10 protein-coding genes are annotated in these 16861 nt (G+C 40.8%); all 10 read right to left on the reverse strand.

Features of this window, described 5'->3' with window-relative positions:
* Positions 1-6: 6 nt before the first annotated feature.
* Entirely contained in the window at positions 7-1782 is a 1776-nt protein-coding gene (locus ABD943_RS00635; RefSeq protein ID WP_345291266.1) for a CHASE domain-containing sensor histidine kinase, read from the reverse strand.
* A gap of 226 nt (positions 1783-2008) precedes the next feature.
* Positions 2009-2455, reverse strand: coding sequence for a YqaA family protein (locus ABD943_RS00640; protein ID WP_345291267.1), 447 nt, complete (start codon positions 2453-2455; stop codon positions 2009-2011).
* A gap of 60 nt (positions 2456-2515) precedes the next feature.
* Positions 2516-5638, reverse strand: a complete 3123-nt coding sequence (locus ABD943_RS00645) for an efflux RND transporter permease subunit (RefSeq protein WP_345291268.1) — start codon at positions 5636-5638, stop codon at positions 2516-2518.
* Positions 5631-7118, reverse strand: a complete 1488-nt coding sequence (locus ABD943_RS00650; protein WP_345291269.1) for an efflux RND transporter periplasmic adaptor subunit — start codon at positions 7116-7118, stop codon at positions 5631-5633. Before ABD943_RS00650 ends, ABD943_RS00645 begins: the two co-directional genes overlap by 8 nt.
* Positions 7111-8505: a TolC family protein gene (locus ABD943_RS00655; RefSeq protein ID WP_345291270.1), complete on the reverse strand. Its 1395-nt coding sequence runs from the start codon at positions 8503-8505 to the stop codon at positions 7111-7113. The genes ABD943_RS00650 and ABD943_RS00655 overlap by 8 nt, the downstream gene beginning before the upstream one ends.
* Positions 8506-8633: 128 nt before the next feature.
* Positions 8634-9011 (reverse strand): hypothetical protein, encoded by a 378-nt coding sequence (locus tag ABD943_RS00660; protein WP_345291271.1) that lies wholly within the window; start codon positions 9009-9011, stop codon positions 8634-8636.
* 226 nt (positions 9012-9237) lie between these two features.
* Positions 9238-10338 carry a GGDEF domain-containing protein gene (locus ABD943_RS00665; protein WP_345291272.1) on the reverse strand — a complete coding sequence of 367 codons (1101 nt, stop codon included), beginning with the start codon at positions 10336-10338 and terminating at the stop codon, positions 9238-9240.
* 149 nt (positions 10339-10487) lie between these two features.
* The gene (locus ABD943_RS00670) at positions 10488-11207 is read right to left on the reverse strand and encodes a hypothetical protein (RefSeq protein WP_345291273.1); all 720 of its coding nucleotides are present in this window, start codon (positions 11205-11207) and stop codon (positions 10488-10490) included.
* 35 nt (positions 11208-11242) lie between these two features.
* Complete coding sequence (locus ABD943_RS00675; RefSeq protein WP_345291274.1) at positions 11243-12661, reverse strand: CHASE domain-containing protein; 1419 nt, start codon at positions 12659-12661, stop codon at positions 11243-11245.
* 70 nt (positions 12662-12731) lie between these two features.
* Entirely contained in the window at positions 12732-16856 is a 4125-nt protein-coding gene (locus ABD943_RS00680) for a hypothetical protein (protein WP_345291275.1), read from the reverse strand.
* Positions 16857-16861 lie beyond the last annotated feature (5 nt).

The following is a 16861-nucleotide window of genomic DNA, read 5'->3' on the forward strand; positions in this document are numbered from 1 at the left end:
CTCCTATTACTTATCAGTCTTACTTATCGGCCAAATCAAAAGCATCGTAGTACCATTTTCTCCATCTGACTCAATCTCAACTGAGCCACCAAAGTTTTCCATGATACGCTTTACAATCGCTAGGCCCATACCACTGCCCTCAACTTCATCTCTGGGTTTTAATGTCTGAAACATTTCTAACACTTTATGATGATACTCTTTGTCAATTCCTGGGCCATCATCGGTTACTTTAATGACATTATCGGATGTCGTTTTCGAGTAACTTACCGTAATTACGCCACTAGTTTGATGATGATGCTTTACTGAATTTGAAATTAAATTTCTCAGCATGATTTCTAGAGGCTCTTTGGGGAAGTTAACATTGATGTCCTGCCCTTTTACTTTGAATGCTTGAGGAATATCCTGTAGGAATACTATGCTTTCAGTTAAGTCTTTTAAATTAACCGAGTCATTTGAGTTAACAATTTTATGTAACCGGGAATAGTCCAATAAATCCGTCAATAACTTTTCCATACGTATGCTACGCTGTTGCAGTAAGTTTAGATGACGCTTAGACTCGTCGGGCAAAAGATCATAACAATCTTCTATTACCCAGCTTGATAATTGCTTAATGGCATTCAGTGGTGATTTTAGATCATGTGATGCGACATAAGTAAATTGCTCAAGATCATGGTTCAGCTTTTCTAATTCTTTAGTCTCTTGCTCTAGAATCTCAGTCATATTGTCTGCATAACTCAGAGCCTTTCTACTGAATTTAGTAATGGAGTAAAACAGAAGAATCAGCATCAAATTAATCAACAGACCACCAATTAGGATAAACCTGGACTGAGTGTAATCAACGGCCTGTTCGAATTCAGTGCTGGATTCTAAATAAAAATCCCATGTTCGGCCGTACATAGGTATCTGAACATTTTTTTCAAAAATGGGGGTATGTTCCTGCTCCACAGCATTTTTCTCATCAAAGATCATCTCCCCGCCATCTTTAATTTTTAGGTTAATCTGTCTTTTTTCTTGAGATAAGGTTCCATTCATTAAGTTTTTCATGATGAAGGGAGCGTAAACCACCCCGATTATTGATCCGACATTTCCTTTTATGCTGTTATTGCCATGGTTCTTGTTAGCGGTTTGTATGCTTTGCTCGTAGAAAGGTACATAAAACAAAAAGCCAGGAGTTTTCTCGGAGTCTTGGACTAATTGGATGGGGCCTGTTATTTGAGCTGAAGCAGTCTCCTTCGCTTTTGTGATTGCATCATAACGGTTTTGTTCAAAGGCGACGTCCAGCCCCAAGGCTTGTTGATTTATTTCTAAGGGTTCAATCAACGCTATGGGCCAATGTTCTGGGTTATTGTGTTCTGGAAAAACCTTAAAGTCCGGGCGCTTTTGTCTTTGAATGGCGATAAAGTCATCCAGTTCTTCTGGCTTTAGATTATAAATAACACCAAGCCCATTGATCCCTGGGTGTGAAGTTGTGATGTCCAATCTTTGGGTGTAAATACTCCACTGCTCTATATCAATCTTATTATCATTGGCGACTATAAAAGCAATACCACCTTCCAATGCATTTTTGTAGATCTCCATACGCTCTATTACTTGAGAGATGGCCTGCTCAGAGTATCGTTCAAATCTAGCCTCATGCTTAATAAGGATGCTTTTATTAGAGTAGTACCAAGCAACAATAGTAAGAATTAAAGAAAAGAATATGACTATCCAGTGGATATATTGAAGCTTGCCTGAGCTTTGTAACTGATGCCTTGCCGTTAACGCTGAGTGTTTTTCCGTCATTCGTTCCAGTTCCTAAAAGAGTACGGTTTTCTCTTCGTGAGCGAAAAGATCTCAACTCCTTACTTTAGGCGTTAAAAACCGACAAGTTCGCACAACATATAAAAAAATTACCACAAAAAAGAGGTTAGTCAACAATAAAATTAACTAGAGCCAATTAGCAAGTCAGATATGACTTGAGTTGTTCAGTTTCAGCGCCGTAAAAGCAAGATTATTGATAATTTAAATGCTAACTAGGAAACTCACCTATAAGAAAGTAAGCAAGTAAAAAGTATCGTAAGAACTTTCCAGTTGTCACTAGAATGATGAACCATAGAAGTTTTACTCTTAAAATTCCGGCTATCACTGTAATCGGATCGCCGATAATGGGAACCCATGCAAACAATAATGCAGTTAAGCCATACTTGTTGAAACGATGCTCTGCTTTAAGAAAGTCTGCATCCGATATTCGCAGCCACTTTTGAATAAAAGACTTGCTCGCCCAAAACCCTAAACAATAATTGATTAACGACCCTAAGACATTGCCTACTGTTGCAATAATAACTAACCATGTTGGTGACAACCCGTTGAGTAACAGGGTCGTCAGCACTAGCTCAGAACTTAAAGGTAAAATTGTTGCGGATAAAAACGCAGCGACAAATAATCCTTGATAACCATAATCAATCAGGAGCTCCATAAAGCTCCCTCTTAAAGTTATTCAAATTCAACATGGCACTTTTATCAGTCTGGTTAATAATCAAAGTTTTAAGCATTTCTTTTTCCACAAGTAGAAAATAGCTGGGATAACGATAAGCGTTAAGATTACGGCACTGGCCATGCCGCCAACCATGGGGGCGGCAATACGACTCATTATTTCGGAGCCGGTGCCTGTTCCATAGAGAATCGGCAATAAGCCGACGATGATCGACAACGCTGTCATCATGATAGGACGGACTCGCTGTCCCGCTCCCGTATCAACAACGTCTTTTAACTGTTCGATAGTTGGTGACGTTCCTAACTCGCGAGCCTTTTTGAGCATGGCTTGGTACGACTGATTCAGATAGACCAACATAATGACACCAATCTCAACAGCCACACCAGCAAGGGCAATAAAACCTACGCCAACAGCAACGGAAAAATTGAAGCCTTGCAAATACATTAACCAGATACTACCGACCATAGCTAATGGTAACGTTCCCATGATGATAGCGACTTCGGCGAAGCTCTTAAAATTCAAGAACAATAACAGCACTATAATAGCTAATGTTAATGGGATGACATAAGTCAATTTTTCTTCTGCTCGAAGCATGTACTCGTATTGCCCCGACCAATTGATGGCATAACCCGCTGGTAGATCTAACCTTTCAGATACGACCTTCTGAGCATTTTCAACATAGGACCCAAGATCCACATCATTAATATCAACCAGTGTCCAACCATTCAGTCTTGCATTTTCACTTTTGATCCCAGGTGGACCATCTTTAATTTTTATGCTCGCAATATCGCCAAGGGCTACTCGTTGCTTGCTTGGCGTTACAATGGGGAGCTCTGCTAATTTCTCTGGCGAATTTCGATACTCTTGTGGGTAGCGTACATTGATTGGATAGCGCTCTAAGCCCTCAACAGAGTAAGAAACATTCATCCCTCCGACTGCGGCACTGATAACACTTTGGACATCTTGAATACTGAGTCCAAACCTCGCTGCTTTAAGCCTATCAATATCAATATCAATGTAACGTCCCCCTGCTACTCGTTCTGAATAAACCGAGCTGGTTCCTGGTACATTCTTCAATATCGACTCTAACTCTTTGCCTATACTTTCTATGACTGAAAGATCTGGCCCAGATACCTTAATACCCACAGGCGTTTTAATGCCAGTGGCAAGCATATCGATACGAGTTTTGATTGGCATAACCCAGGCATTTGTTAATCCTGGAAATTTAACTAATTGATTAAGTTCATCTCTAATCGTATCGGTGGTAACCCCTTCTCTCCACTCTGACTTAGGTTTAAATTGAATAAAGGTTTCAATCATGGTTAATGGCGCCGGATCGGTAGCGGTCTCTGCACGACCAATCTTGCCAAATACCGTTTCAACTTCCGGTACCGTTTTAATTAACCGATCTGTTTTGTGAAGAATTTCTCTCGCTTCTCCTACCGATAAACTGGGGTAAGTCGTCGGCATGTACATAAGATCACCTTCATCCAATGGCGGTATAAACTCAGTACCAATTTTATTGGCTGGCCAAAAACCGATAACAAGAATAACAACCGCCCCTGCGAGAATGCTTTTGGGATAGGTTAACGCTGCTCGAAGAACAGGCTTGTAAAGAAAGGTAAGAAAGCGGTTAACTGGATTAGCATGTTCTGCGCGAACTTTGCCTCGAACAAAGTAGCCCATGAGCACTGGAACCAGCGTAATAGCCAATGCAGCTGATGCAGCCATGGCGTAGGTTTTTGTGAAAGCTAATGGCGAAAACATCCTGCCTTCTTGTGCCTCTAAGGTAAAAACCGGCACAAAACTAACCGTAATAATCAATAAACTAAAGAACAGCGCAGGCCCAACTTCTTTAGATGAGTTATAAACAATTTCCCAACGGTTTTTAGCAGTTAAAGGGGTTCGTTCCATATGTTTATGCATATTCTCAATCATCACAATCGCACCATCGATCATGGCGCCAATGGCGATAGCAATACCTCCAAGAGACATGATGTTCGCGTTTAATCCTTGGAGTTTCATGATGATAAAGGCAACTAAAATACCTATTGGTAAACTAATAATGGCGACGAGAGAGGAACGTATATGAAACAAGAAGACAATGCAGACTAAAGCAACGACCCCAAACTCTTCTAGCAGCTTATACCAAAGGTTGGTCACGGCATCTTGAATGAGTCCAGAGCGGTCATAAACGGTGACGATCTCCACACCTTCTGGAAGACCTTTTTTAAGTTCTTTAAGTTTCGCTTTAACACCGTCAATGGTTGCTTGTGCATTTTCACCATAGCGCATGACGACAATGCCGCCGACTACTTCACCTTCACCATTCAGATCAGCGATACCTCGTCGCATTTGAGGGCCGGTCGTAATCTCAGCGACCTCTCCCAACAGAAGTGGCGTTCCTTTAATATTGGTTCCAAGAGGTATGCTTTTTAAATCATCTGTACTATCGATGTAGCCACTTGCTCGCACCATGTACTCGGCTTCTGCCAGCTCTACGACCGAAGCTCCGACTTCTTGATTGCCTTGCTGAATAGCATGCCTCACCATTCCCAAAGGAATGTTAAGGGCTCTAAGCTTTTCCGGGTCCACTTTGACTTGATACTGCTTCACCATACCGCCCACTGGTGCAACTTCTGACACACCAGCGACCGTTTGTAATTCGTACTTTAAAAACCAATCCTGAATGGAGCGTAATTCACTTAAATCATGCTGCCCAGTTTTATCAACCAATGCGTAAAGATATACCCAGCCAACACCGGTTGCGTCAGGGCCAAGCTGGGGTTTAGCAGTATCGGGTAAAGTTGGTGCAACCTGACTCAAGTACTCAAGCACCCTGCTTCTCGCCCAATAAAGGTCGGTATCCTCATCAAAGATCACATAGACGTAAGAGTCACCAAAAAAAGAAAAACCTCTAACGGTTTGAGCGCCCGGCACAGATAACATTGCGGTGGTCAAGGGATAAGTAACTTGGTCCTCAACCACTTGAGGTGCTTGGCCTGGATAATTTGTTTTGATAATGACCTGAACATCAGACAGATCTGGGATAGCATCAACGGGCGTATTCTTAAAGGAGTACACTCCCAGGCCAGCAATAATGACAGTGGCTAATAAAACTAAAAAGCGGTTTTTAATTGACCACTTAATGGTTTGATTAATCATGCTGATGCTCCTTCATATCGTGGTGTAACTGTGTAATGAAGAATCCGCTATCACGTACTTCAAAAGTGAAATCAATAGTCTCTCCAACACGAAACTTATCAAGAGAGACTGATGAGCCCACATCAAAATCCATCGTCATAGGATCACGGTTCCACTTCTCAATCGCGCCACGAGAAATATTGACTGTTTGACGTTGCCTATCAATCGAGTTAACAAGGCCAGTGACCCTAGCTGAGGGCAGCATATTTGATATCGTCTTACTATCGCTATCTGTAAAACGTTTAAAATCTGACTCAATACTGGATTCAGAATCAATTAAGAACTGTCCACTCAAGACCACATTATCGCCTTCAACCAAACCACTCAGAATCTCTACCGAGTTATTCGTTGTGCGGCCGATATCAACACTCACGGATTTAAACTTACCATCACCAAGAGCTAAAACCACTCGATTATTATCCTCGGTACGAATGACGGCACTTTGTGGCACTTGTAGGACCATTTCATCGGTCTTGGTATTAATAGCAATATCGGCGAACATGTTTGGTTTTAATTGGTGCTCAGGGTTGTCAAACTCTAACCGAACTTTTGCAGTACGATTAGTTGAATCAACCATCGGATAAATATAGTCGACTGTTCCCAACCAGCTTTTAGACGGCAAATAATCAAGCTTCATCTTGGCCGTCTGGCCCTTATTAACGTAGGGGGTTTGACGGGCAAACAACTCAACTTCGACCCATACAGTATCTAGGCTTCCGATGGTCATAAACCTAGTTCCAGGCTTAATAAAAAAGCCTTCTCTAACATTTAGGTTATCGATGACACCATCTGCTTCGGCATAGAAAGTGACGTTTTGCAGCGGCTTACCGGTTTGATTGATTTTTTGAAGTTCATCGCTACTAAACCCGAGCGATTTTAAGCGCTGCTTTGCAGCGAGCAATAATGATTGGTTATTGCGCTTTTTGGCCAATAAGTACTCTTGCTGAGCATTAACTAATGCCGGTGAATAGAGTGTGTACAGTGGTTGACCCGCATCAATGTACTGTCCGTTATGACTCACATAGAGCTTTTCAATCCAGCCATCGGTTCTTGAGTGGATATGTGTCAACGTCGTTTCATCATACGTAATATAACCAACCGTATTCAGTCTATCGATAAGTGCCGACTTTTGAACTTGTCCAGTTTTAACGCTTAAGTTATTGATTACCTTTGGGTGAATTTTTATCGTTCCTGGGGTGTCCTCATCATCTCCACCCTCTTCATAAACAGGAACTAAATCCATGCCCATAGGAGACTTACCGGGCTTATCTCGACGGTAATTTGCATCCATCGGAGCAACCCAGTACAAAGGTTCGTTTTTAGCAGACATTTTTGAGTCAGAACTATCGCTATCATCGGCGCCGAATTGAGTTGCCGCAATCATGGCGATGATTCCTAAGGCAAAACCAGTTATAGCGTAAATCAGTGGTTTTTTAGTCATGGTTTTCTCCTGAAGAATCGTTTATTTGCTGATGGGTTTGGGCTGTCGTCTGTAAAGATTCAGTCGGTGTGTTAATTAGTGCCATTAATTCTTTAGCGTTACTAGCCTGGTAGTAATTAGCGCGAACTTTAGTCTTTTCAATCTCAACCGCTATCTCAAGAGCCGTTAGCTGTACATTAACCTCATCTATCCGAGCTCTAACTAACTCAGCAAAATCTGCTTCATTGTTGCTATAAGCGATCATAGAGGCTTCCCCCTGTTGTTTTACTTGCGGAGCTAAAGTCTGGCTATATAAGGACTGGCGTTGTTTTAATCGCTGAAGGCTAGCAAGTTGCGTCGACAGCCCTGAGTTGAGCTGATTCAAGAGTAAAGCTTTTTCTTCTTTTTTAGCTTCTTTCATAAACACAGCACTTTTTACATCTTGATCTTGCTTACTGTCGGTAAAAAGTGGCAAGTCAAAGCTAACGCCTACGCTAAAAAAGTCAGGGCGCTCCATACCATCAGGAGCATTCTCACGAAAAGCGTAGCTACCGTTTACTGTAAACTGTGGTTTATACGCTTGCTCCTGTAGCTCAACAGTTTTCAGTGAGGCTTTGATGTCGGTATCTATTGCTTTAACTAAAGGGTGTTGCTGCTGAGTCTTATCTCTTGTGAGAAGCGTAATTATCGGTAATTTTTGACTAACAAAGTTATGATTGTTATTGCTATAACGTGATAAATAACTCTGTGGCAAGGGAACATATTCGCTTAATTTACGAATAGATGTGTCGAGCTGTGCTGAAAACACAGTGACTTGATCATGCAGCTTGGCCAGTTCCAAGTCAGCTCGGATCATTTCCTGTTGGCTGGTTTTCGACAGTGCTGATGTGTAGCTAATTTCGGCAGCCTCTCTTAGCTCTTCAAATAAGTACTGTTTATTAGCAATAAGAGCTATGCTCTGTTGTGCTTTATAGACATCAAGCCACAAACTACTCACCATCATAATCAACTGGTTTTTTCGGTTTTCCCTCAGGTGAGGTTCTAACCCTGCCGTCAGCTTATTAATATCACCTTTGATTTCAAGTGAATCGCCGCGTGCGAAACTTTGACTTAGGCCAAGTTTGAACTGGGTCATTGCTTGACTGTTTAAGCTAAAATCATCAACAGGAACGTTGGCAAGATTAATCGACGCCTTTGGGTCCGGTAAACGAGATTGTGACTTTGACTGAGACAGTAACGACTTTTCTTTGAATGTGCTCTTTTTCAACCAAGGGTCATTCTCTAATGCCATAATCAGAATCGACTCTAAAGTATAGCCATAACCTTGATTTTTACTTTCTGCTGCAAAAAGAGTTTCAAACTGAATCAATGCAATAAATATTACGGTAGCAATTTTGAGAGTGCGCATAACCTTCTTCTCTAGTAAAACATTTTGGCGTACGATTACGCCACTAAAGGAGGTTGAGCGATTTATAACTTATTCTAAACGGAAGTATAAACGGCCCACCAATTTCGTAAGGATAGATCTATCCTGCGTTAGCTTAAAATTGGTGGCTTATAGAGAGAGTGAAGCTCGAGGGACTCGAAGTTTCGATAATATAAAGAAATATGGCTAGATTGGCGGTAATGCTCAATTGACGTTAGGCTTGAACCAAGCATCATGACAACACAACTGGCCATATCACATCCAGATGACATGTCGCAACAAGGCATAACTGGCGTAGTGTCCATGGAGGATTCCGTGCCATGCTTACTATGATCCATTTGACTATGATCCATTTGACTGTGATCGACGCCCATAGTCATCTGGTTAGGCTCCGAAGTCATGTCACAATGCTGATTAAAAGCCGTAAGCTGCCCCGCTACTGATAATAGCGTTAACAATAATATGAGGCGAATGGCTTGTAACGTCATAACTTTTCCTAACCTAAGAAAGTACATTGTATTTCAGTCAGCCTTCTATGGCAAACTTAAGAACATACCTTTACTCAGCTTTACAACGAGCCTAAATAGCATTCCTCAAGTCGCAATGGGAGGGAAGTAGCAGAAAAGTGTGCCCTCTCGAGGGGATTAAAGTCTTCACAACTGGCTAAAAGGATAAGTTACACTTTACAGAATTGATATGTTTATCTCGCAGAGATTAAGACTCTGAATTAAACACTGTAAATCGGTTCTTACCATTCTTTTTTGATTGGTATGCAGCAACATCAGAGTTATGAATCAACTCTTCTATGTCATACACACTCCCTTTAAAGTCTGTTGATGCGACTCCAATTGAAGCAGAAATGATTTTACCATCGTCGCTAGACTGGATTGAAAGACTCTTAATATCAGACAAGATGGACTTACAGATACCTTCAATATGACTTTGGTTGCTACCATACAACAGTACTGCAAACTCATCACCCCCCGTTCTAGCGACGAAGTCTAGCGGTCGTTTACAATATTTTTTGATGATGGTAGAAATTTTAACAAGCGCGTCATCTCCAGCTACATGCCCGTATGTGTCATTGAGCAGCTTAAAATTATCTAGATCAATTGTGACTATCGAGAGCATGGACTGTTCACGTTTAGCTTGGTGATAAATACGGTGTAGATTCTCCACGAAATATCGACGGTTAAATACCTGAGTCAATTCATCATAAATTGATATGTGGTAAATTTTTTGTACCAGCTGATAATTTTCCTTCAGGATGAAGTAACAAACTTTATTGGCAATTAAGCAGCATACTGAGAACAAAGTGTAAAACGCTGTTAATAGGGCTATATTAATCACCGGCATTGACGTTAAGTAATACACCACTGCGGCTGTAACGATTAGAACGACTGCACAAATAGCCCCAAATAAAATAGGTAGCCCCAGTAATAAACAGGAATAAAGTAGTAGCATGGCCATCCCGACTTTTGGGAAAAAGCCACCACTCATAATTACTGTGTAGTAGACAAAACCATGAACTAACCCACTGGCGATCCCTAAATAAAGCAACAGCCCAAGATTGAAGGTATAATCGAACTTGTCTTTTCTCCAATAAGTCCAAGTAATGAACATTAGAGGTACTAGAACCAAAAACAATCGAGCAGGAATAGTTTGTTGATAAACAGCAGGAGGGAATCGAAAGTCGGCAATTGTTGAGAGAATATAGTAAATTAAGCCGCCTAGAAGCGCCCATTTCTTTAGCTGCAAGCTCTGTCGAATTAAGTATTGTCTCTTGGTTTCATTCTGAATGTAATGAACTTCCACTCTACTCCCCGCCATAAAGTCATAAAAATCAAACACTTATTGTTAGAGCTATTAAAGTCACTTATAAAGCGTTAAGCCTATAATTGCTATATTCGCAAGGTGTTTCAATAATCATAGCAGGTTTAGCAATACAGTCCATTCTCTTAAGATTAGAATACCACTTTATATTGAAGGCCTATTGCTGTGTTATTAACGTCAGTTCTTCGATATTGGTTAATACGCCATTCAGCAACTAGGTAGAAGTTCTCTGTCAATTGATAACCGAGTTGCGTTTCAGAAACAACGGGGTTGTTTGGAATTACCGGAGCTGTAGTCTCATTAAAGGTATGATCGATAAACCCTGACAAGTACAGTTTGTCTGATAGGTAGGGAAACTTCATGAAGTAAGCATGCTCCATTTGCCATACATGGTTGGGGTCATTATCAAACTGTATAAGATGAAAGTTTATGGCGTACTTAAGGTGAATGCTTGAAAAGAAATCTTCCAGCGCGCTGGTGTCATTCAGTCGCCACCTCAACCCAAGTCTGTGCCTATCATTGTCTTGACCAGTTCTGAAGTTAGCTTGCACTGTCGCATCAAAAGGCGTTCCTTTAAACTTCCACCGCAAGTTTTGCTCTGTATAAAAGCCATCCAGATCATTAATGTAATGCTTATCACCTTGGTTATAAAAGTTATTGAGACTGAAATAAGATAGATTATCACTGAGATTCGCACCCAAGTTAATCGTAAACACGCTGTCGTTGGTCACGTCAGTTAAATATGGGTAAATATTGATATCGATAAAGCCCTTTGCTTTTTGTGAGCTATTGGCTGCTTGTGTCGTTAAAGCTCCTAGCATCAAAGTGGTGAAGACCAGTAATTTATTCATAAGTTTCCCGCATCATACCCTCATCATAATTGTCATTAGCTATACTCTTTTCTTAGAGCTGCTAGTGCCTTTTGTGCCTTCACTCGTTCGTCGATATTTTTAAGCTCTAGAACATATTGAACTGTCCCGCCGACTTCATGTTCCGTCAGTGTCACTTCAAGGAATGTACCATCTTTTATCGTTATTTGTGTTACCGTGTTTTCCTTTATCTGCTCTCCTTTAGGCGTAAATACACTCTGTTGGCTCGGCTCATACTGAAAGCCTGTAAGAGACAGTGACTCTCCTACGAGTTCCGAGTGATCAATGCCGAGAATAGTGTCCACAGAACGGTTAGCAAAGAGGACCTGGTTGCTACTATCGAAAGTGATTACTCCACTACTCATGACTTCTAGCATGCCTTTCAGTTTCACTTGCTCTATAAGTGCTTTTCTAGACATTTGTTTCGCGAGTGTTGAGGCTCTTTTACTGGACGATGCTAGCAGAATAAATAATGTTAAAAGCATCGCGTCAATGATGATACCAGCGACAAGAATCATGAGGGGCTGCTTACTTGCTTGAACAGTTCTAAACAACTCAGATGATTGAATCGTGAATTTCCATGTGCGCCCGTACATCGGAACCGCTACCGTTTTGCTATACATTGGGTTAGAGTCATAGTTTTTTGTACCCTCAGTAAGCTCATCGTATAGTATTTCACTTTTATCAGTTACTCTAAAGTTAACTAATCTGTTTTTATTATGAAGCGTTCCCTGCATTAAACTCTCTACCACAAAAGGTGCATAGACTAGGCCTACAAATTGTTTTCTTCTTTCTTCAAGAGTTTCTGGGGGAGCTGCTGAATCATATAAAGGTGAAAATAATAAGAAACCTGGGGTTCGTTTAACATCCTGCACCAGAATAATAGGGCCAGTTGCCTGAGCTCTGCCTGTATCTCTCGCCTTTTTAGCTGCTGTAATTCTGTTGTTTTCATGAGCCATATCAAGACCAACTGCTTTCGCGTTAGTAGCCTCCGGTTCAATATACTGAATCGGCCATAGTTCATCACCCTCATGCTCTGGGTGTATTTTAAAATAGGGTCTTTTGGCCTGCTGCTCTGCAAGATAGGCATCCTTTTCCGTTCTTGAAATTCTAGTGATATACCCTATCCCATTGATACCCGGATAACGTTTTTCGACCGATAAGCTTCGCGCAAACTTTCGCCAATCGGTAAGCGATACTTGATTATCATGGCTCTGATAGTTAGAAACACCTGACCATAATGCTGTCTCATACTGCCTCATCCGATCTTTCACTAATGGAATGAGCAAATCAGCTTGGTAGTTAAACTGGGCTTCTTGCTTTTTCTGCAGCTGTACACTGGATATGTACCACGCAGATAATGTCAACAATAAAGATGACACCACGACGAACCAATGAAACCAATGCAGGTTTTTTAGTGCTTTTGTTGTCTTCATAAGACGAACCCCTAGTGCGTTACAGTCAACGGTTAATACCTTCAGCTATAAGTAATAACCTTGTGATTTATTAAAGCTTGTTGGTTAGCCAGCCGCCCTTCTGTCGTTTATTAAGCCGTTTAAGCTCAGAAATTGCTCGATTAACGCTAATACGATTATTGGCTAAATCCTTATAGATACTGTTGGCGTTTTTACGACGTCTCACAGCATCTCCTAGGTCAAGTATCTTTTCTAAAAATGAAGCTACTTGCCCCTCAAATATTGATTTTTTCTTGTGATCTGAGATTGCAACTGAATCTTTTATATCGTCATATTCTTTTAACTGCAATGAATAGTTTTCTTCAAGCATGGTGACTTTTTGCTGTAGAGCATCATCTTGAAATAATCGCCGTTTCTTTAATTGATTGATACACTCCGCTATCGCTTCAAACGAAAGAGCTCCATACTCTTTGAAAGACACCAAATCATCAACTGCCTGTGTAACCTGCTCACTTAACGTATTGCTATTTAAGACTTTCGTAATGGCTTTCGAGCACTTTTCCCACGCTTCCCAACGATAAACAAAGTCCAGCCCGGTTCCCTTGATATTCTGTAACCCCATTATATTGTTGGTAATTCCTATTGGGGTTGTTTCAATTACTTTCTTGAGAATTGATTCACCAGGCAAGTGAGGATCTTCAATAACAATGACTTTATTCTTAATGAGGTTATAGCAGTAGGCGCTAAATGTTTTATTTGCATCGTTAGGTCTTGATGTTCTGACTTTTTCGACCACTTCCTCATACTGCTTTAATTCATCAGTCAATTTATCATAAAAAGATTTGATGTCGTCGTAATGAGGGAATAAGTTTAATTTCTTCACGATGCTATCCAGTGAACCTTCTGCATCAAACATCGCCTTGATATCTTTTTTAGAAGACTTAGAAAGCTCTGCAAGAGTCGCTGATAGTCTTAATGTGACATGTTCTTTTGTACTATGGACTCTTAATTTATTGGCAAATGACTGTAACTTCTGAGTTAAATCATCCGAACTTAATTCATTCTCACCCTCTTCGTATAAATAGAACAGCTCTTTATTATCTTCCCATGCTTCTCTGAGGTACTGCATAAAACCATTCAGATTAGTACCAATCAAGTAGTGGCTATCGACATAAAGATCTCTTAACAACATTTCAGCAAAAACTTTTGAGCGAGGCACCCTATCCGCTCGGTTGTTAATCACTGTACTGACCCAAGATCCTGGCGATTCAATGATGCTGAACTGGTCAAATTTCATACGTTGCCAGTTGCCTATAGCACCAAGGCGCTCATTCGCCGAGTTACCCATGACGTAGATTAAGGTTCGATCATTAACATGACTAACGGGGTAAGTTTTCAATACACCCAAGTCTAGAACCACATGATCGGCCATAGCTTTCAGTGCAAAGTTAGAAGAAACACCTAAAAGCTCGCAAAGCCTTACGACCAAGGCAATGTTGTTAGGATGCTCTTCATAAGGAAACCTTTCTAGAACATCGTCGGTGATAATGCCAGATTCATACCAACTCACTTTATGACATTCGGTATTCAGTTCTCTACAAGCGTTATTCAGGATAGGATACATCAACTCTTCAGTAGTAATCAGTGTCGAGTCTTTAGGAATAAACTCAGTCATTACTTTAGGGATATCGTAACCTGCCGGGCCTTGGACATCTTCATGATCGGGGTAGGTATTGGTAATGGTGGCATAGTCATCACGCATCCAGTGCTTCTGTAAAATATGGACGTAAGATGGAGTTAAGCCCATACACTCCCAGAGGAAGACATCAGCTTTGAGTTTATGGGAAAGGTTCAGAAGGTTAGATTGCTCCCAGATAGTAGCTTTATCGTATGGTCTAAACAAAAACACTTCATTTAACTTTTGATGATGACGTCCAGTCAGAAACATGGCTTCGCAGCCGGTTGTTTTAGACACGACGTTGAGTCCAAGACCTGAAAAAACAGCAGCCTTTAATCGCTCTGTACCCGACTTTCCTCTTGTCCCCCACCCTCCGATGGATAATGGTATTCCTTTTCGAACACGATTGATCTGGCTATTAACCCAGGCATGCTTAAGGAAAAACAAGCTAAAAATACCAATGATAAAAATGGTTAGCTGAGTTAAGTTGTTAGCATATATCGAATTGAAGTAGTTTTTTAAATTAGCCCAATATTCAGAAGCCAGTGGAATTACTGGGATTGAGAAAAATTGTGCGATAGATGGATGGCTACTCGCTTTTTGACTCTTATCTGTCACTCCGCCTTGATAGAGGTAGTCGTTGTATCTAATCTCAAAACCCATTCGACGTAAAGCTGCAATATAATCACCAGTGTGTGCACCAGTGCTGTTTCTTAGGTTTGCTATTTTGGCAAAGTTGACCGTCAAATTAATCTTGGCGATCATTCGTTTAATAAAACTTTTCGGTGGGTTTATCGTCGTAACACCATCGGTAGAGTAAATTTTAAAGGGTTCAATCGGCCAGTTTTGATCGAGACATGAGATCAGCTCATCAACAAGGGGTAAGAATTGTCGATTCCCCCCTTCTTCCTTGTCAAAAACAGGTTCCCCTGGCACTTTTGTTTGGGTTTGTTCTGCCATAATCGGCGAGGCGATTAAAGTATTATCGTAATACACTCTTCCCACTGCGTGCTTATGGCCTTGGCGCTTGTCGCTGGCTGGTTCTTTTAGTTCATATAAAATACGCCACAATCTAAATTTAAACTTATTCCAGCGACTGACTCGAAGATATTTATGCGTAACGCTTACATTGAGTGGAAAATCATTCTCACTGAGCAGTGTTAGTAAGCGAGAAATATCTGAGTTGCTGAGTTTGTCTAGATTGGGAATGTTAAGGCGCTTTCGTTTCGATAATGGTAGCTGCTGTATTTGAGTGGTTAACTCTTGCAGCAGATTCTTTCTTTCGCTATCTGATTGTGCCCAAATGTGGTTAATGGTTAACGACACTAAGCGGCGCATTTCAGACGACACGATTTCCTTACGGTAATTCACCAATTGCCCGATGATATCTTTACTAACAGCAGAAACCTTTTTCTCAGTACAGGAAGCTGTGATACGTCTAATGCTTCGCAGAGCAACTTTTGCCACGAAGTCACTATTCGCTAAACGAGCAAAACAAAGCTCTAGAACTCGTATCAGATCAGATTCACTACTTAAGGTAACCTTACTCAATCTGTCGATGGCCACTGCTGCAACCTTATCCGAAACTTCCCTCTCAATAATTTCCCCTAAGGTGCTTAAGTAAATATCAAACTCGGTTATTGGTAGGTGCTTTATGGCTTGCTGCCTTACAAAATCACTCGGATAAGCCGTGAGCTTGGGGTAATACTGAGAAAATTGTTCAGAATTTGGTTGATGGGACAAAACCTTAGCTAAATGAGCCAGTAGAAATATGTCGGCCTCTTTCTCACTTAATAGTTTATCGACGACTTTGGTAAAAATTTCAGGGTAAGCATTACCAAGGATTGAAAGTGAATACTGCTGAAGTTCACTGGGTTGTGATGGATCTTGTGGTAGCAGCGCAATGTAGTTTACGGCATTACCATCCATAACTGAGTGGATCTCACTTGTGTTAATTTTAAACGTCAATATTGACGCAGAATGTAACGCATAAGATTGAACAAAAGTACTGCTTGTATAAGTTAGTCCCTTAAAGTAAATCTTGCTTATATTGTTTTTCAAATCAGCGTCAAGCTCATCGCTTAGCTGAGATGAAGAAAGTTGCGATAACCAGTAACCTAAACGATTAAACAAATATGCTAACTTACGTTCTTCGAGGGTCAGTGTATCTTTATGCCGCTCCGATACAGCATCAAAATCAAAATATCGGTCTAAAGCTTTTTTATCTTTCCGACTATGGAACCCTTTCAGCCTAGCGGTAAAGGTCAATATGGTCTGTCGCTTTGATTGTTCGGATACGGACTCAGAGTAATCTCTCTGAAAATCCATAAACAATGACTCACTGACTTTAAGTTCTTTAAAAATAGTGTTTATACGAGATGTCACCATTTCCAATAAAGCATTGAGCTCATCAACCTTCTCTAGTCGTTTGGTTTTAATTTTTTTATAGCGGGCCTTGAGCTGAGTAATATCATCTCGATAAACCTTAAGGTATAAAGGGGCAAGCTCATCGGTAAAGTAGTGTTCAGCTAACTTCATCTCTA

The organism is Kangiella marina (assembly GCF_039541235.1).
Taxonomy (GTDB): Bacteria; Pseudomonadota; Gammaproteobacteria; order Enterobacterales; family Kangiellaceae; genus Kangiella; species Kangiella marina.